We start from the raw sequence: 17,820 nt of genomic DNA, 5'->3' as shown, positions 1-17,820 counted from the left end.
GACTCAAACGTAAGCTTATGCTTTCTCACCCACTACAGCAAAACGTTCGTTTACATAGTTTTTATTCTCTAACTCATCTATTAAAGCAATCGCATAATCAGCATAGCTAATATAGCTTTCATTTTGACTATTTGTGATCACGTGATCTTTTCCTAATTGATAGGCTCCAGTGCGAACACCTTCTGGGTCAAAAAAAGCGGCTGGGCTTAAATAAGTCCAATCTATAGTTGATTTTTCTAGTTCTTTTAAACCTTTGCCCATATTTGAAGCCGTTGGATAATAAGCTGCTGGAAAACCTTCTGTGCTCATTAAAGGCATTGTTTTTTCTTCATCTACAAATAAACTTCCTGCTCCGCCCACTACTGCGAGTCGCGTTTGAACACCTTGAAATGCTTTAATAAGTGATTGTATAGACTCAACGTGCATCTGTTCACTTCCGGGAGGTGCATTAAATGCGTCTACCACAGCATCGAACTGTTCAATGTCTTTTGAAGTAATGGAAAAAATATCTTTTTCAATTACGTTTGTTTGATTTTTTAGTTTAGAAGCATTTCGAACAATGGCTGTTACTTCATGTCCTCTCTGTTTTGCTTCTTCCATAATTAATTGACCTGCTTTTCCTGTTGCTCCAATAACGCCAATTTTCATTTTTATTCTCTCCTTTTATTTTCGTTGTAACCACAATAGTTACACATTACACAAAAAATTTGAGCTTTTATAACACTGCTTTTTCTTTTCAGCTCGTTGTAACCATTATAGTTACACGTCATTCAATTTGTCAACCTCACTATTCATTTTTTTACGAGATAAAAGATTTTAGGGATCGCTAAAAAATCCACAAAACAATAGCTTATTTACTATTTCAAAATATATCCATATTTTCAACTTATTTTTATCTCAGAGTACTTTTTTATGAAAAAAGGTTTCTTTTTTATAAAAAAGTGTTATACTAGGTATATTATTTCTTGTTCGGTGTTAACAAATAGAAAGACTTTCTTTAAAGTGATTCTTATTGAAATTGAGCAGAGATAGTAATATATTCGTGGATTTTCCACACAGGAGGTACTACAATGGTACAAGGTAAAGTAAAATGGTTTAATGCAGAAAAAGGTTTTGGATTCATCGAAGTAGAAGGACAAGACGACGTATTCGTACACTTCTCAGCTATCCAAGGCGAAGGTTTCAAATCACTTGAAGAAGGTCAAGAAGTTACATTTGAAATCGAAGATGGAGCTCGTGGACCACAAGCTGCTAACGTTCAAAAGTAATTGATTAAGAAGCTGTCACTTTAGTGACAGCTTCTTTTTATGTCTATTTAACCAATTAAAATTTGATTTTCCTGCCAAAGATTAGTCAAGTTCGTATCCGCGAGCCGCTGATGCGTCTCTTTTACGCTAAGCCAGCGATGCTTGTTGAAAACAAAGCGAGTTTCAGGAAGTTCAGTCCATATTTCCTGTACAGACTGGACATTTAACAGAACAAAGTTTGCTTCGTTTCCTTCTTCCACTCCATACTTTTCTTTTCCAATCAGCCGGGCTGGTATACTTGTAATCATTCGGAGCAACTGCCGCTGATCATCTGGACTTCCCATATGTGCAGCATAGGCAGTTAGTAACCCTACTTGCAGCAAGTCTGCTTTTCCAAACGGATGAAAGGGGTCGTTCACGTTATCAGATGCAGTAGCAATTGGAATCGCTGCTTTTTGTATGTCTCGAATACGCGTTACGCCTCGTCTTATAATTCCTTTATCTTCTCTTCCCTGTAAATATAAATTAGAAGCAGGTAATGTGACAACTCCAATTTTTGCCTCTTTCAAAAGATTTAAGATTTCTTTCACTTTTGCATCAGTCATTCCTGCAAGCGAGCAAAGATGCCCCACTACCACTTTTCCTTCCATATTCAGTTCAATCGTTCTATGAGCAATATTAATTATTGTATCAACAGACGGATCATCGCTTTCATCCACATGTAAATCAAGAGGTTTATTGTAGGCTTGAGCCAGCGAAAATAGAGCATCAATCTCTTTTTCTGGATTTCTAGCTAAATGAGGACAGCCTCCAATCGCATCAATTTCAAGATTCAATGCTCGTTCAATTTTATTCATCTTATGCATATCATCAATGTCTAGGTTAGAGAATAGCGGAACAACCTGCACGTCCATATATGGGCTTAATTCATCTCTCACTTCGACAGCCGCTTGTAAACTTCGAAATAAACTATCTTCTTCCATGCTGCAGTCAAAATCAATATGCGTTCGAATCGTAGTCGTACCGTTAGCTAATGCCTGCAAAGCAGTTTTAAACATTCGCTGCTTAATTTCTTCTTCTGGAAATGTCGGCAGGCTGCTGCTGTAATTTTTAATGGCTTCTTGAAGAGTTCCAGATAAATTGGGCACTTGAGGAAGCGAATGAGCTTTGTCTAAATGCATATGCATATCTACAAATCCTGGTAATAGCACACGACCCTGTGCATCAAGTGACGTTTCTTTTCCTAACACGGCTGCGTGTAGCGGAAAAAACTCGTCACCTTCAAGATAACCGTTTTGTAAAACGATAGAAGTATACATTCCATTTGAAATTTTCACTTCAAAAAGAGCGTGATCGTGCATAATTGGCAAGCGAACATTAATTAAGTGAAGCAATATAATTCCCTCCTCAATTTTTCAACTTCTTCATTTTTCATAGACCGCTTTATCTTCTCTATTATTTATTGTTTAAAGCATTAATTCGCCAAATTTCGCAAATCACCTTCTCTTTAAAGGCCTTTATTTACAGAGAAAAAAGCGAGAACAAAAAAAGGAGCAGCGTCCCCACGCTGCTCATCAAAGAAAAAATGCTAGAAAATAGATAGAATGTACTTCCCATGGTTAAATGAGGGCTTACAGATAAAGCTTCAGTGAGTGATTTCATGCTTTACATCGCTATTCTCCCCAGAAAGCAATGCAGATACAAACAAGAAATTTTCATTACTCGCTTATACTGTAATAGACACATAAGAAAAAGCCCAAACAAAGGCAGGTCTCTCAAATACAATGAGCAAAAACCTACCCGCCTGGGCTTTTATCCCTTCGGTGTCATATCCACTTCCTTTCAAAAGTGAATATGTGAATCGCTTGGACCAAACTTTCTACTAACGTAAAAATGGGAACCTAGATTCACTTTTTACTCATAGTCCTATCATTTACGGTGATAAGGTAGAAACGTCTGAGCCATATTCTCAAACATATATGAGTGAACCGTATTTAGCTTTTTCTTGTCTACAAATATACTATAGGTCTCTCTATAAGTCAACTATAAACGAATAATATTTTAATTAAATTATATATAGTTCGTCTTTTACAAAAGTTTACTTTTTTAAAAAGTTTGTTAAACTATCTAACACAGTAGTTGCATCTTCCTATAATCCTGCTTATACTTCGAACTACTTACATTATCTATAAAGGTCTTCGCTCTGTTGAAGACAAAAAGCGATCTAGGGTTCCGTTTAACACATGTTAAAGGCTGGTCCGAGAGAGAGCGTACGGAACGGTCCGTATACACGGAAGGATAAAAGCCTGGGAGAATGACATCATTCTCCCAGGCTTTTCTTTTTTACTAGTATAAAATAGAGGAAAGAAGGGATTTATATGAACAACCAACCAGCGTTAAGTAAATCGCTAAAGGTATATCAAATTGTATTTTTGGGTCTTGCCTGGATGACTCCGATGATTTTCTTTACAGTTTACGGAGTAGCCTACGATGCGGCTGGAGGGCAAATGGTCCTTGCTTATTTAATTGCTTTTTTAGCTATCTTTTTTACCGCATATAGCTATAGCCGAATGGTAAAAGCATATCCAATAGCGGGATCTGCTTATACGTATACGAAAAAAGCTATACATCCTCGCCTTGGCTTTTTAGTAGGCTGGGCACTTCTTTTAGACTATATTTTCTCCCCTATTATCGCTATTTTAACATTTGGTATTTTTATGCATACGGAATTTCCTTCTATTCCTGTATACGTATGGGTCATTGTCATGAACATTATCTTAGCTTTAGTCAATATTGTTGGTATTAAATCTGTAGCTCGTATAAGCGGCATCTCTGTTGTAGTTCAGATTCTATTTATAAGTTTGTTTTGTTTATTTATCATCAAAGATATTGCAACAGGTCAAGCTAGTTCTTCTACTCTTTTTTCACTTCATCCTTTTTGGGCTTCAGATGTACCGTTTACGACTATCTTTTCTGGAGCTGCGCTCATTTGCTTTTGCTTTTTAGGATTTGATGCAGTTACAACAATGGCGGAAGAAACGATTCAACCGGAAAGGACAATTCCAAAAGCTATTTTTCTTATTGTTTGTATTGCAGCTGTTATGTACATCGCTATTTCGTATTTTACACAGATTGCCTATCCGAAATTCATATTTACTAATCCTGATAATGCTGCCTACACCCTTGTAAAATTAGTGGGCGGAAATCTTTTAAGCAGTCTATTTATTACGGTCTTAATTATCGCAACCTTTACTCAAGGAGTTTCTTCAGTCACAAGCGTGACTCGCTTTTTATATGCTTTAGGCCGTGAATCCGTGCTGCCTCAGAAGGTATTTTCATATATTCATCCAACGTTTAAAACGCCCGTGGTGAATATCTTGCTTGTTACCGCTTTTTCGTTTTTGGGAATGTTTATTGATTTAAACACAGCCGTTACTTTTGTCAGTTTCGGTGCCTTAACCGCTTTTACATTTGTTAATCTATCAGTCATTGCCCATTTTTATATTAAGTTAAAGAAACGATCGTTTACTGAAACAATACTTTATTTAATCTTCCCTTTGATAGGAGCGGCATTTATCGGATGGCTGCTCACACTGTTAAACAAAGACACTCTTTTGATTGGTGTCGCCTGGCTTACGGTTGGGTTTCTCTATTTTTTTGTAAAATCTCGACTACCGGCTCCTTTTGTAAAGAGAGATCATTCAAAAGTGACGGTCCCTGAAAAATAAACTGAAAAATCAGTTTTTGTGTCAGGTATTCTAACAAACTGCTTGTCAACTTATTTTCAAACATACTATACTACGATTAATCGAAAGCCACAAATGGATAAAGGTTCTTACAGATGTTAAGAACAAAAAAGCTGTCTAGGGTTCCGTTTAACATACGTTAAAGACTGGTCCGAGAGAGAGCGATATGGCGCTATGCTGTATAACACGGAAGGATAAAAGCCTGGGAGACTACTCTCCCAAGCTTTTATCCTTTTTTTATTCTAAGGAGGTTATTTTATGAGTTATATCTGGAAGCAAACCATCCCAGCGGGCGGAAAATGGTCAGGACGAATTGGGAGAGGAAAATCAGTGACGTTTACCGCACAAGAATCCGGTGCAAACGCATCCCTACTATTGTACAACGCTTATGATTTAACGGAACGATACAACATGCCTGATACCTTAAAAGCTCAGCATACTGCTCATTTAACAAAAGGACACGTTCTGATGAGTGACAACGGCAGAGCATTTGCAAGCATTACTGCTGACACCACCGGCTGGCATGATACCATTTCAGGCTACACTACGCGCAGCTTAACTCAGCAAAAATACGGTGTATCTACTTATCAAGAATCTCGAAACGAATGGAGAAGAAATGGAGAAGAAAACTTCTCAATGGAGCTTCTGCGCAACGGTTTAACAACACGGGATTTAGTCCCTAATCTTAACTTATTTTCAAAAGTATACTGCGACGAAGAAGGCAATATGAATTTTGTTTCTTCTCATTGTAAAAAAGGAGATTTTATTACGCTTAGAACAGAAATGGATTTACTTTTTCTACTGTCTAATACCCCTAACCCTTTAGACCCAAGTAAAACGTATCCTTCTGTTCCGATTGAAATAACCGTAGATGAAGCAGCTCCTGTAAGCTCAGATGACTACTGTTTAAATTTCAGACCTGAAAATAAACGAGCGTTTGAAAACACATGGTCTTATGACCTATTGCTTGGAAATAAAACATTATCAACGATTTAAAAATGAAGGAGGCTTCTATAATGGCTGTATTTAATCGAGTGGAAAGCAACAGAAACATAGAGAACTCAATTTATGATGAAACGGTACTGGCTGGGGACGGCTGGATGCACGAACTTAAAGCAGGCCAAACTCTTAGAATAATAGATGTAGAAGGCAATCAAGCAGCGGATACGTTATTCTTTGATGCAGAAAATCCAGAAGATCATTACAGTGCAGTATCGACGATTGCTAATCAAGGAAATATTTATTTATCCACCGGCACAGTGCTGCTTTCTCAATCTGGCAAAGAACTAGTCAAAATTGTAGCTGACACGTGCGGACGCCACGATACCCTAGGTGGAGCTTGTTCCGCACAAAGCAACACCGTACGTTATGCACATGACACGCTTCCGATGCATAACTGCCGAGATACATTTATGCTGCAGCTATCAAAATATGATAGCCGCTACACTAAAAGAGATTTAGCACCGAACGTAAACTTTTTTATGAATGTACCTGTGACGCCAAGCGGCGGATTAACGTTTAATGACGGAGTGTCTGCACCTGGATACTATGTAGAAATGGAAGCGATCAATCCTACACTTGTATTGATCAGCAACTGCCCTCAGCTTAATAATCCGTGCAACGATTATAACCCTACCCCTATTCGCTTAGTTATTTGGGATTCATTATAAAAAGGAGTGTTCATCTATGTTTACAAAAGTATTAATTGCGAACCGAGGAGCAATTGCCGTTAGAATTGAGCGAACATTACGACATTTTGGAGTGAAATCTGTGGCTGTTTATACAGAAGCTGATCAAGACAGCCTGCACATTGATGAAGCAGATGAAGCCATTTTAATTGGCAGCGGCCCGGTCAAAGAAAGTTATTTAAACGAAGACCTTATTCTAGATATCGCAAAGAAAACAGGAGCAGAAGCTATTCATCCAGGCTACGGTTTTTTAAGCGAAAACGCGGAATTTGCTCGTCGCTGTCGAGCTGAAGGAATTGTATTTATTGGTCCTACACCTCAGCAAATGGAAATATTCGGATTGAAACATTCAGCTCGGGAAATTGCGCAAAAAGCGGACGTGCCTTTGCTTCCTGGTACACCTCTTATTACAGATGTATCAGAAGCTGTACGTGCTGCTGAAGAGATTGGCTATCCCGTTATGTTAAAAAGTACAGCTGGCGGCGGCGGAATTGGAATGCGTGTTTGCCAGGATGAAAAAGCGCTTCAAACCGCTTTTGACTCAGTTTGCCATTTAGCACAAACAAACTTTAAAAACAGCGGTGTTTTTTTAGAGAAATACATTCAAAAAGCTCGCCATGTGGAAGTTCAAATCTTCGGGAATTCTTTTGGAGAAGTAGTGGCTTTAGGAGAACGCGACTGCTCTATTCAGCGAAGAAATCAAAAAGTAATTGAAGAAAGTCCAGCTCCAAACTTCCCTTCATATATACGGGAAAATATGCTGCAAGCAGCTACTCGACTAGCTAAAGAAGTGGGATACCGAAGTGCAGGAACAGTAGAATTTTTATATGACGCCGAAGCGGAGAAGTTTTATTTTTTAGAAGTAAATACTCGTCTTCAAGTAGAACACGGCGTTACAGAAGAAGTGTTAAACATCGATTTAGTAGAATGGATGCTTAAAGAAGCATGCGATGAGCTGGTAAACCTTCCTTCTTTGCTTCCTGTTCCTTCAGGTCACAGTATCCAAGCGCGTATTTATGCCGAAGATTGCTTAAATGATTTTCGTCCAAGCGGCGGGCAAATCGACCAAGCCATTTTCTCTAAAAGTGCTCGAGTTGAAACATGGGTGCGAGACGGCATTACTGTAACATCACTTTATGATCCTATGCTCGCTAAAATTATCGTTCATGGAAAAACACGAGAAGAAGCTCTTCTAAAATTGAGCGCTGCTTTAAAAGAGACAAGATTATACGGCGTTACTACTAATCTTCAATACTTGCAGGGACTGTTAGAAGAAAAAGCGTGTAAAACAGGCGATGTGTATACTCAAATGCTTAACTCATATACTCCGAGCGAACAAGCAATTGAAGTATTAGACGGCGGCGTTCAGTCTACTGTTCAAGATTACCCGGGACGCACCGGGCACTGGAATGTAGGAGTTCCTCCCTGCGGCCCAATGGATCCTTTTGCTTTTCGCATAGGAAACAAACTTCTCGGAAATTCACCGGATGCCCCGGGAATTGAAATGACTCTCCGAGGCGGCTCTTATAAATTTAGAGACGATGTATCTTTTTGTATTACCGGTGCTAACATGCATGCTACATTAGACGGCGCTGAAATTCCCATGTATAAAACCATTCAAGCAAAGCCGGAACAAATTCTTTCATTTGGTGAAGCAACCGAAGGAATGCGCACGTATTTACTGATTGGCGGCGGACTTGATATGCCTAAAATATTAGGCAGTTCTTCTACTTTTACACTAGGAAGTTTCGGAGGACACGGCGGAAGAGCACTTCGCACGGGAGATGTACTGCGTGTTTCTGACTACGCTCACGTTGAAAATGAACTTGCTCTTTCCTACCAGCCGACCATGTCTAAAGAATGGACAATCGGAGTGATTCCCGGCCCTCATTGTACAGAAGAGTTTTTGCAGCCAGAGTACTTGCAGCAGCTAACAGATACAAAATGGGAAGTTCATTTTAACAGCTCTAGAACAGGCGTTAGGTTAATAGGTCCCGCTCCTTTTTGGACGCGTGAAGATGGAGGAGAAGCCGGTTTGCACCCATCAAATATTCATGACAACGCCTATGCCATCGGCACCTTAGACTTAACCGGAGATATGCCTATTTTACTTGGCCCAGACGGTCCGAGCCTCGGCGGCTTTGTTTGCCCTGTTACGACTGCTTCAGCAGAGTTTTGGAAAATAGGACAGCTTCATCCCGGAGATAAAATTTCGTTTAAATTAATTGACCTTGAACAAGCTGAAAAACTCAAATGTACGCAGGAAGACTTTTTACAGCGTATCGGAACATCTGCATCACTTCCTATGCTTACAAATTCAGTAGCACAGCCGCTAAAAAGCGATTATCCGCTGCTGATTAACGAAACGGAAAATAGACGCTTCCCATTTTCCGTCCGCTGCTCAGGCGATGCAAATATACTTGTGGAGTACGGAGAAATGGAGCTGGATCTGCTGCTTCGCTTCCAAGTGCATGCTTTAATGGAAGCTATTCAAAAGCGTAAGGATTTACCAGTTCTAGATTTAACGCCTGGTATCCGTTCTCTTCAAATTCATATTGATGCAACAAAGATGTCTATTCTTGAACTTTGCCAGCACATTTCAGCTATAGATCGCGCACTTCCTCCTCTTGAAGAAATGGAAGTTCCCTCTCGTATTGTAAAACTTCCACTTTCATGGGATGATCCTGCGACTCAATTAGCTATTGAACGCTATCAGCAAAACGTTCGTCCAGATGCACCCTGGTGTCCAAGCAACCTAGAGTTTATTCGTCGAGTAAACGGTCTGGATCACCTTGAAGATGTAAAACAAATTGTATTTGACGCTAATTATCTTGTAAGGGGGCTTGGAGATGTATATTTAGGTGCGCCTGTTGCTACGCCTCTAGACCCTCGTCACCGTTTAGTGACAACGAAATATAATCCCGCTCGTACATGGACACCTGAAAATGCAGTTGGTATTGGCGGTGCGTATATGTGCGTATACGGAATGGAAGGTCCTGGGGGCTATCAATTTGTGGGACGCACGATTCAAATGTGGAACCGACTTCGTCAAACGGAAAGTTTTGAAGCAGGAAAACCGTGGCTTCTTCGTTTCTTTGATCAAATTCAATTTTACCCAGTAGAAGCAGATGAGCTTTTAAAACTGCGCGAAGATTTTCTTCGCGGGAGATTTGAAGCAGATATTACGGAGACAACGTTTAAACTTGGAGAATATTTAGATTTTCTTTCATCTATTGAAGAAAGCACGGCTGCTTTTCGTCAAACCCAGCAGGCTGCTTTTCAAACAGAACGAGAAGATTGGAAAGCACTCGGCTTAGCTGAGTACGTCTCTGAACATGAAACAGCTGAAATTACGGAACAAAAACTGCCTGAAGGTACGGAGGCCGCCCGCTGTACAATGCCGGGAAGCGTATGGAAAGTTCTTGTTGAAGAAGGACAAAAAGTTAAAAAAGGCGATACGTTAATTATCGAAGAAAGCATGAAAATGGAGTTTCCACAGCTAGCACCTATGGATGGATATATCAGTTCTATTCATGTAAAACCCGGCGATGAAGTACAGGCTGGACAGCTGATTGCCGGTATAAAAGCCTTTTCTCCAATTACTCATTAAGGACGGTGGATACAATGAAAACAGTTAGTTTGCCTAAAACATTTTCGGTTCAATGGTTACGTGATATGTATATCAAAAAAGAATTAACTCCGGAAGATGTAGTACATCAAATTCTTACGCGTGTAGAAGCTGATAAAGACATGAATATTTGGATTACCCCTCCTACACTCGGTGAGTTAAAACCTTATCTCGATCGCTTAGCTACCCTAAGCCCTGAAGCGTTACCTTTATGGGGAATTCCATTCGCCGTTAAAGATAATATCGATGTAGCCCATGTACCGACGACAGCCGGATGTAAAGAATATACGTATATACCTTCTGCACATGCTACGGTTGTTCAACGTCTTATTGATGCAGGTGCTATTCCTCTTGGAAAGACCAACTTGGACCAATTTGCTACAGGGCTGGTCGGTACACGAAGCCCTTACGGCGAAACGCACAATGCGTTAAAGTCCGAGCTCATTAGCGGCGGATCGAGCTCAGGGTCAGCTGTATCCGTAGCTCGCGGGCACGCTGCTTTTTCTTTAGGTACCGATACAGCAGGTTCAGGGCGCGTTCCAGCCGGTTTAAACCGTTTAATTGGCTATAAACCTTCTCTCGGAGCGTGGCCATCTGCAGGTGTAGTTCCGGCGTGTAAAAGCTTAGACTGCGTCACTGCTTTTGCTCATGAATGGAGTGACGTACTGCTTGTAGATTCTATTATTAGAGGGGTAGACGATCAAGATCCATGGTCACGCTCTGTTGTTCGGGCTTCTTCGGCTCTCCCTGAAAAAATTTGTATGGTAAAAGAACCGCTCTCATTTTACGGACCGTTTGCTGAGCAGTACGAGGAAGCTTGGAAGCAAGCAGTGAAAAAGATTGAAGGTTTATCTATTCCCATTGAATACATTGACGGCTCGTATTTAAGCGAAGCAGCTGCTTTATTGTATGACGGCCCATACGTAGCGGAGCGCTGGGCTGACTTAGGAGAATTTATTACTTCTCATGAAGAAACAGCATTTCCTGTAACCGAGCAAGTCCTTCGTTCAGGAGCTAAATCAGAATATGATGCTGCTGCTTTATTTCAAGCTTCACATAAGCTTCAATCCTTTAAACATAAAGCATATCATCAGCTTAAAAATGCTGTTCTTGTTATGCCGACAGCAGGCGGAACGTGGACGCGGGAACAAGTAAGAGAAAATCCAATTGAAACAAACAGTGACATGGGGCGTTTTACAAACCATTGTAACTTGCTCGACTTATGCGCTGTCTCTCTTCCATCTCAAGATGCAGATCTTGATTTACCGTTTGGCATTTCATTTTTCTCTACATTTGACGGCGAACAATTCATTTGCGGGCTTAGCGAAGTGTTTTTAAATGGTGAACGAACGGTTGATTCAAGAAAAGATACAACCTTAGTAGCTGTTTGCGGTTTGCATATGCGCGGGTTTCCACTTGAATTTCAAATGCGTGAACACGGAGCTTCATTCGTACGAAAAGACCAAACCGCTCCTTATTACCAGCTTTTTAAACTGCCTACTTCTCCAGCAAAACCGGGGCTGCTGCGAACGCATCAACAAGGAGAAAAAATTGAAGTTGAACTTTGGGAAATGCCCTTATCACTACTCGGCTCTTTTGCCGATTCTATCCCTTCTCCTCTTGGACTAGGCAAAATCACTCTCGAAGACGGCAGTGAAGTAGCGGGTTTTCTTTGTGAAGCTCATGCGACAGAAGATGCGGAGGATATTACGTCTTATAGAAGCTGGCGGGCTGTTTATAGTTGAATAAAAGAGCTGCCTCTAAGTCAGGGTTTCGACTTAGAGGCGGCTCTTTTGAGTTATAAAAACCTTACTATAAAAGCGCTCTTATTTTAAGGAATCACTTATTTGGTCCGGTCTTTTTTATGTACTTTTTCTCTTTTTCATCCACCAGCCTGCACCAACTATCACTCCGATTATAAGAATAACAAATATTAAACGGTCTACATCATGCAAATATTTTTGGATTTTTTCAATATCTCCAAGTCCTCCTACATAGAGCAAAAAAACAAACCATGGAAAAATACCTAATGTGCTGTATAAAACAAAGTCCTTAGATTTAATTTTACTAAGGCCTGCCAAATAGGTTATATAGTTTGCGATACTGATGGGCCGAGAAATCGTAATACTCCATTTTCCATACTTATGAAACCACTTTTGGGCACGCTTTATATTTTTTTCACCAAACCAGCGCTTGGTAATAGATTCAAACCTGTATCCCATCACGAACGGAATATAGTTGAATGCGATATAAATAACGGTATTGACAGCTGAAACCATAAGGATTTTCCATATTGAGAGCTGCAGAACCGAGCCAATGAGCAAAATCGATAACGTACACGGAAAAGGAATTGCCGCAGCTTCGATTGCTGTAGCAATAAAGATGCCCACTATGCCTAAGTTTTGTACAAAATCAATAAACCCTTGCACCTTTTTTCTCCTTTCAATCATACAAATTTCACGTTCTTTCATCATAACTCAAACTATTCAAAATTTCACGATTTCAAAGCAATTTTACTAGTAAAAAAAGCTTATACGCACCCGTTTGCTATATTTGATTATCTTCTATCATATGCAGTTCATAAGTGAAGTAACGCAAAAAAAGAAAATAGCAGAAAAAAAACTCTTTTATTAGTTGTAATAAAAGAGTCTTTTCTGTCCTGCTATTTATTTAACTTTAGCAATAATTTTCCCTTTCACATGGCGTTTTGAAAGCTCTTCTAATGCACTTGGCACTTCTTTTAACGAGATGATGCGCTCAATCATCGGAGCTACTTTCTTCTCTGCTACTAATGCTAAAAGCTCATCTCCCATTTTTGCTAAATCCGCTTGCGCCATCATGTCATCAATGTGGTGTGCAGCATTTAAAGCTACTTCATGATAAGAAATCACCTTTGTAAAAGGCTTTACTTTTGTATAATCAGGTGCACCAGCAATATGTGCTAAATGTCCTCTATAGGCAATCATATCTAAAGAATCCGTTGCGTTCTTTGCGCTCACCGTATCAAGCACAGCATCTACGCCGCGACCATTTGTCAGCTCCAATACTTTTTCTACGACGTTTTCCTCGCGATAATCCATTACATAATCAGCTCCTAACGACTTCACATACTCATGATTATGTGCTGAAGCTGTTGAGAAAACGGTTTTTCCAGCGTTTTTAGCAAGCTGCACGCCAAAGCCCCCTACGCCTCCAGCTCCTCCGTGAATTAAGATGGTTTGAATATGGTTCATTGGAAGTTTACGAAATAGTGCTTCATACGCCGTGTAACCTGCCGTAGGCAATGCAGCAGCTTCTTCAAATGTAACAGCATCAGGAATGCGCGAAATTGAATGAGCAGTTGTGACCGCATACTCAGCATATCCGCCTTTTTTCATAAAGTCCCCGTGATAGACAACGCGGTCTCCTTTTTTCCAGTCAACTACTCCTTCTCCAACTTCATCAATTGTCCCAGCTACATCCAAACCTAGAATGTGAGGATATGTCCAATGAGGATTTCCATTAGTAGCCGTTTTATAATCCACTGGATTAAGTCCCACTGCGTGAACTTCAACTACTACTTCTCCTTTATTTGGAAGAGGTTTTTCTATTTCTTCTACTTTCATTTCTGTCCATTTATTTTTATCTTGCAATAATAATGCTTTCACAGTCTAACTCTCCTTTTTAAATCATTTGCTTAGCGTTACTTTTATTATTTTATCTAAAAATGATTTGCTTACTATTTTTATTTTAAAGAGAGCTTGTCTATAATACAAATTAGAAAATAAATAGATATCCATAAATAAATTTATAAGAAAGGATAGCATAAATGATTGATTTTGAATGGTATCGCAGCTTTATTAGCATTTACAAATATCGATCCGTTTCTGAAGCAGCCAGAGCGAGGATCTTAACGCAGCCGGCCATGAGTCAGCACTTAGCTGCTTTAGAAGCTGAAATAGGCGAAGGTTTATTTATCCGTGCACCAAGAAAGATGATTCCAACAGAAAAAGGTAAAGAACTGTACACGCGTATTGTCCCGTTAATTGAAAGTCTAGAAGCTGCTTCAATTGAATTAAAAATGACCGCTTCATCTCCCGACGCGCTGCCGGTCGTAAAAATTGGTTCTCCCGTAGAGTATTTTACCGAACAAGCTTTAGAAAGAATAAAAGATGCAGGTATCCGCTGCTACAGCCAGTTTGGTATTGCTTCTGTTTTACTTGAAAAGATACAAAGCGACGAAATTGATATTGCGATTACAACCCAAAGATTGCAAATACCAGGAGTCGAATATACGGTCATTGAAGAAGAAGAGTTTGTCTTAACCGTCCCTCCTTCTTTTGAAATGACACCCAATGAAGACATAGAGGATTTTTTATACAATCAGCGGTGGATTAGCTATGGCCTTGAACTTCCTATTATCAGGCGTTTTTGGCGACAGCATTTTAAAAAACGGCCTGAAATTCAGCCTCATCATGTGATTCCAAATCTTCAAACGGTGTTAAAAGCCATTCAGCATCACATGGGAATCAGCCTGCTTCCCCGCTATTTGATTCAAGAAGCGCTCCAAGAAAAAAAGGTGAAAATCGAACTTGAACATTTAGCGGTAAAAAATCAGATCTTTCTTGCTTATAAACTTAAGCATCGAGATCATCCAGTCATTCAAAAAACGATACGCTCGTTAAAAAAAGAAACGAACCACTAATCAAACATCTTGATTAATGGTTCGTTTTTCACCTCGTCTAAAATCATTTTGTCCCAGTCTCTTCTTTTTTTGACAGCTGCTGTGCTGAATCTACTCCTACGAGATCTAAAAAGAAAATAAAAATAGGAATACCAAGAATCAGCCCCCATACGCCCAAGAAATGTTCACCAAATACTAAAATGATAAACGTAATGAACGTTGGCAAGTTTGTTTTAGATGACATAAGCTTTGGATTTAATACATAGCTTTCAAGTGCGTGAAGTACTACCACCATAATTAACACAGATAGTACTTTTACACCGCCTCCTAAACTGTAAGCGATTGTACAAAGCGGAATGAGTGAAACAAATACCCCAAGAACCGGCACTAGCCCTAGTAGAAAGACCATAACGCCAAGCGCAAGCAAATTAGGAAACCCTAACACCCACAGGGCAATAACGGATAAAATGCTGTTCACAAAAGCGATAATAAACTGAACTTCTATTACCTTGCCGAAGGAATTAACAAATTTTCTCCCTAAATAGCCAGCTTCTTTGAAAAACCAGCCCAGCCTAGATTGTTCCAGTTGGACAAATAATCGGTGAATCCGCGACTTTTCAAGTAAAAAGAATAGGCTTAACAAAAGTGCTAAGAAAACTTGTGCACTTACTTTTCCAATATTAGATAAATAGCTGTATACTAAATCAATATTCTGCTGAATATTTTCTGGTGATTTAAATCTCTTTAGATTATCGATAATATAGGTGACGAATGTATTATCAGGGGGGTGCTTGTAAAAATACATCAGCTTCTGTACAAGCTCAGTAACTTGCGTCATAATAACCGGGATATATACATATCCTACAATACCGAGAGCACCAATCAGTGCGATATAGATGACGATGAGTATAAGCGTTGAATTAAGCGGAAGCTTTCTTCTTAACGTTTGTTGAAGACGACCAATTAAAAAGGTAAAAATAAACGTAAATAACAGCAGCTGAAGCATACTTCTAATGCTGACAAGTAAAACTGTAATAATAATAAGCGTAATGATGCGAACAGTAAGTTTGTTGTGAAGCCAACTTCTTGCAATATTCATGAAACCTTCAATTCTCCTATCTCTCTTTTTCCCAAGTCATTTGTATACATATAAATAAAACGGATACGCTAGACGCTCATATCCGCTTTCGCTATATATAGTGTATCATTTAATATTCAAATTTTACTATATTTCGGCGCTTTTTAGTATGTCTTTATTTTCTCTCCGCTATTCTTTTTCATTTTCCCATACATTATGATAAATTAGCTTGTCTAAATCCCTTCTTTTTTCCCAGTTAGCTTGTTCTAAGATTGGTTTCTCAGGGTATTTATCTGTATAGCCAATTGACATGAGCGCTACAGGATCAATATGAGGAGGAATATGTAAAATGTCACGTACATCATTTTTTTTATAAAAACTTACCCATCCCATTGCCAGTCCTTCTGCATATGAAGCAAGCCACATATTTTGAATCGCACACGCAGTTGACATCATATCAGTTTCTGGAATTGAGTTTCTTCCGAGAACATGAGAGCCCCCTCTTGTTGGATCACACGTTACGCAAATAGTTAACGGCGCTTCTTTTAATCCTTGAATCTTTAGCTCTAAAAAATCTTCTTTCTTTTCACCTTCATAATGAATAGCCAGTGCTCTTCTCTCTTTATCTGCTGCCCAGGCAAGTTTATTTTTCACTTCTGTATCAGATACTAATATAAAATTCCAAGGCTGCATAAACCCGACGGAAGGTCCGCTGTGAGCAGCCTGTAGAATGTTATAAACCGTTTCATTCGGAATCTCATCAGACAAAAATGTGCGTACATCTCTTCTTCCGTAAATCGCTTTGTATACCGCTTGCTTTTCGTCGTTTGTAAACGAATTCATCTTTTTTAACCTCCATTAAACTCTTTTTTTAACTATTTTTCTAAAAAAACATTAAAAAAATGTGATCCAAACTTTATGTTTTCTCGTATTACTATATGAATCTATCATAAAGGAGGTTGCAAACATGTTCAACGACGTTTTAATGAACTTATTTAACGCGGTAAGCAGCATCATTAACACAATTGGATAATTTGATTGTACATATTGAGTAAGAGAGGAGGCATATTACATGCTAAACGAGGTACTTATGAACTTTTTTAACGCAGTAAGCAGCATCATCAACACAATCGGATAAAAAAAGCACAAAGAAAAGGGTAACTGCCATTACCACCGTCTTTATGCTTGACTAGTTCAAAATCATATATTTTACAATAAAAAGAACTCTTTGATTAGGAGTTCTTTTTACTTATCCTAACATGTTCCTTTTTATTTGTATATATGCCTTGCTATTTCAACAGATTCACTTATATGTTGCAAGCATACACGTAGGTCTGCAGCTCGTAGTGCAGTTCTTTTAAGTCTTCAGCTGCTTGAGTCAATAACTTCTTTCGCTGAGCTGTATACACATCTAGAATCGCTCTTTCTACTTTTACCTTTTCTTCATATAAAATATCTAACTTATCTTCATTTCCTTCAAGGGAAATAGGCTTTAACATAGCAAATTGATAAATGGGTTGTCCATAATCCAATTTTGTTAAAATAGAACCTACTAATACATCCTGCGAGCATTCATATACGAAGTTTAACAGCGTACTTAATTCTTCTAGACGAGAAATATCCAGCTCTGCATTTTCATTGATCACAGTCCCTATATATTGAAAGCACTCTTCTTCTAACTCATTGTAAATAGTTGTGATGCGGTGCAGTACTTCATTCAACTTCATAAAGTTCCCCCTTCACACACGCTTCTTGATACAACCATATGAC

14 protein-coding genes and 3 riboswitches are annotated in these 17,820 nt (G+C 39.1%); of the genes, 7 read left to right on the top strand and 7 right to left on the bottom strand.

The annotated features are described in order from the left end of the window. Nucleotides 1-15: 15 nt before the first annotated feature. Complete coding sequence (locus LJY09_RS04935) at nt 16-648, bottom strand: NAD(P)-dependent oxidoreductase (RefSeq protein WP_108674428.1); 633 nt, start codon at nt 646-648, stop codon at nt 16-18. Between the two features lie 422 nt (nt 649-1,070). Here LJY09_RS04935 and LJY09_RS04930 point away from each other — a divergent pair, with 422 nt between their 5' ends. Then, nucleotides 1,071-1,268: a cold-shock protein gene (locus LJY09_RS04930; protein WP_013055689.1), complete on the top strand. Its 198-nt coding sequence runs from the start codon at nt 1,071-1,073 to the stop codon at nt 1,266-1,268. Nucleotides 1,269-1,315: 47 nt separating this feature from the next. On the opposite strand, the gene LJY09_RS04925 is transcribed toward LJY09_RS04930, so the two are convergent. After that, complete coding sequence (locus LJY09_RS04925) at nt 1,316-2,641, bottom strand: amidohydrolase family protein (RefSeq protein WP_224979867.1); 1,326 nt, start codon at nt 2,639-2,641, stop codon at nt 1,316-1,318. Between the two features lie 507 nt (nt 2,642-3,148). After that, nucleotides 3,149-3,250: riboswitch (purine riboswitch) on the bottom strand. A gap of 210 nt (nt 3,251-3,460) precedes the next feature. Continuing rightward, nucleotides 3,461-3,562: riboswitch (guanidine-I (ykkC/yxkD leader) on the top strand. A gap of 63 nt (nt 3,563-3,625) precedes the next feature. Here LJY09_RS04925 and LJY09_RS04920 point away from each other — a divergent pair. From LJY09_RS04920 to atzF, 5 genes are all read left to right on the top strand, one after another. Beyond that, nucleotides 3,626-4,975 (top strand): APC family permease, encoded by a 1,350-nt coding sequence (locus LJY09_RS04920; RefSeq protein ID WP_108674425.1) that lies wholly within the window; start codon nt 3,626-3,628, stop codon nt 4,973-4,975. 124 nt (nt 4,976-5,099) lie between these two features. Next, nucleotides 5,100-5,204, top strand: a riboswitch (guanidine-I (ykkC/yxkD leader). 47 nt (nt 5,205-5,251) lie between these two features. Then, complete coding sequence (locus LJY09_RS04915) at nt 5,252-5,989, top strand: urea amidolyase associated protein UAAP1 (protein WP_228307512.1); 738 nt, start codon at nt 5,252-5,254, stop codon at nt 5,987-5,989. Nucleotides 5,990-6,009: 20 nt separating this feature from the next. Further along, nucleotides 6,010-6,663, top strand: coding sequence for an urea amidolyase associated protein UAAP2 (locus LJY09_RS04910; RefSeq protein WP_228307511.1), 654 nt, complete (start codon nt 6,010-6,012; stop codon nt 6,661-6,663). Nucleotides 6,664-6,679: 16 nt separating this feature from the next. Next, nucleotides 6,680-10,291: an urea carboxylase gene (gene uca / locus LJY09_RS04905; protein WP_228307510.1), complete on the top strand. Its 3,612-nt coding sequence runs from the start codon at nt 6,680-6,682 to the stop codon at nt 10,289-10,291. Between the two features lie 14 nt (nt 10,292-10,305). Next, on the top strand, nt 10,306-12,054 hold the full coding sequence (gene atzF / locus LJY09_RS04900; protein WP_155008425.1) for an allophanate hydrolase: 1,749 nt from the start codon (nt 10,306-10,308) through the stop codon (nt 12,052-12,054). 117 nt (nt 12,055-12,171) lie between these two features. Here the strand turns inward: atzF and LJY09_RS04895 are convergent, their stop codons facing one another. After that, nucleotides 12,172-12,738, bottom strand: a complete 567-nt coding sequence (locus tag LJY09_RS04895) for a DedA family protein (protein ID WP_223546326.1) — start codon at nt 12,736-12,738, stop codon at nt 12,172-12,174. Between the two features lie 237 nt (nt 12,739-12,975). Next, nucleotides 12,976-13,956 carry a zinc-binding dehydrogenase gene (locus tag LJY09_RS04890; RefSeq protein ID WP_154989500.1) on the bottom strand — a complete coding sequence of 327 codons (981 nt, stop codon included), beginning with the start codon at nt 13,954-13,956 and terminating at the stop codon, nt 12,976-12,978. A gap of 161 nt (nt 13,957-14,117) precedes the next feature. Here LJY09_RS04890 and LJY09_RS04885 point away from each other — a divergent pair, with 161 nt between their 5' ends. After that, on the top strand, nt 14,118-14,993 hold the full coding sequence (locus LJY09_RS04885; RefSeq protein WP_028412217.1) for a LysR family transcriptional regulator: 876 nt from the start codon (nt 14,118-14,120) through the stop codon (nt 14,991-14,993). Between the two features lie 43 nt (nt 14,994-15,036). Here LJY09_RS04885 and LJY09_RS04880 read toward each other — a convergent pair whose 3' ends face one another. The 3 genes from LJY09_RS04880 to LJY09_RS04870 all read right to left on the bottom strand — a co-directional run bounded on the left by LJY09_RS04880 (nt 15,037) and on the right by LJY09_RS04870 (nt 17,777). Then, nucleotides 15,037-16,071, bottom strand: coding sequence for an AI-2E family transporter (locus LJY09_RS04880; protein ID WP_028412216.1), 1,035 nt, complete (start codon nt 16,069-16,071; stop codon nt 15,037-15,039). Nucleotides 16,072-16,239: 168 nt separating this feature from the next. Further along, nucleotides 16,240-16,893: a 5,6-dimethylbenzimidazole synthase gene (gene bluB, locus LJY09_RS04875; protein WP_013055676.1), complete on the bottom strand. Its 654-nt coding sequence runs from the start codon at nt 16,891-16,893 to the stop codon at nt 16,240-16,242. Between the two features lie 464 nt (nt 16,894-17,357). Continuing rightward, the gene (locus tag LJY09_RS04870; RefSeq protein WP_016763238.1) at nt 17,358-17,777 is read right to left on the bottom strand and encodes a hypothetical protein; all 420 of its coding nucleotides are present in this window, start codon (nt 17,775-17,777) and stop codon (nt 17,358-17,360) included. Between the last annotated feature and the right edge of the window lie 43 nt (nt 17,778-17,820).

Source organism: Priestia sp. J2 (genome assembly GCF_020790095.1).
Classification (GTDB): Bacteria; Bacillota; Bacilli; order Bacillales; family Bacillaceae_H; genus Priestia; species Priestia zanthoxyli.
The sequence above is the reverse complement of the archived record's forward strand: the minus strand, read 5'-3'. Positions and strand labels throughout refer to the sequence as shown.

What these genes read in the sequence shown, in the direction of transcription:
- LJY09_RS04885 (WP_028412217.1), top strand. Translation starts at nt 14,118, where the DNA reads ATGATTGATTTTGAATGGTATCGCAGCTTTATTAGCATTTACAAATAT.
- LJY09_RS04880 (WP_028412216.1), bottom strand. Translation starts at nt 16,071, where the DNA reads ATGAATATTGCAAGAAGTTGGCTTCACAACAAACTTACTGTTCGCATC.
- bluB (WP_013055676.1), bottom strand. Translation starts at nt 16,893, where the DNA reads ATGAATTCGTTTACAAACGACGAAAAGCAAGCGGTATACAAAGCGATT.
- LJY09_RS04920 (WP_108674425.1), top strand. Translation starts at nt 3,626, where the DNA reads ATGAACAACCAACCAGCGTTAAGTAAATCGCTAAAGGTATATCAAATT.
- LJY09_RS04935 (WP_108674428.1), bottom strand. Translation starts at nt 648, where the DNA reads ATGAAAATTGGCGTTATTGGAGCAACAGGAAAAGCAGGTCAATTAATT.
- uca (WP_228307510.1), top strand. Translation starts at nt 6,680, where the DNA reads ATGTTTACAAAAGTATTAATTGCGAACCGAGGAGCAATTGCCGTTAGA.
- LJY09_RS04915 (WP_228307512.1), top strand. Translation starts at nt 5,252, where the DNA reads ATGAGTTATATCTGGAAGCAAACCATCCCAGCGGGCGGAAAATGGTCA.
- LJY09_RS04910 (WP_228307511.1), top strand. Translation starts at nt 6,010, where the DNA reads ATGGCTGTATTTAATCGAGTGGAAAGCAACAGAAACATAGAGAACTCA.
- LJY09_RS04930 (WP_013055689.1), top strand. Translation starts at nt 1,071, where the DNA reads ATGGTACAAGGTAAAGTAAAATGGTTTAATGCAGAAAAAGGTTTTGGA.
- atzF (WP_155008425.1), top strand. Translation starts at nt 10,306, where the DNA reads ATGAAAACAGTTAGTTTGCCTAAAACATTTTCGGTTCAATGGTTACGT.
- LJY09_RS04870 (WP_016763238.1), bottom strand. Translation starts at nt 17,777, where the DNA reads ATGAAGTTGAATGAAGTACTGCACCGCATCACAACTATTTACAATGAG.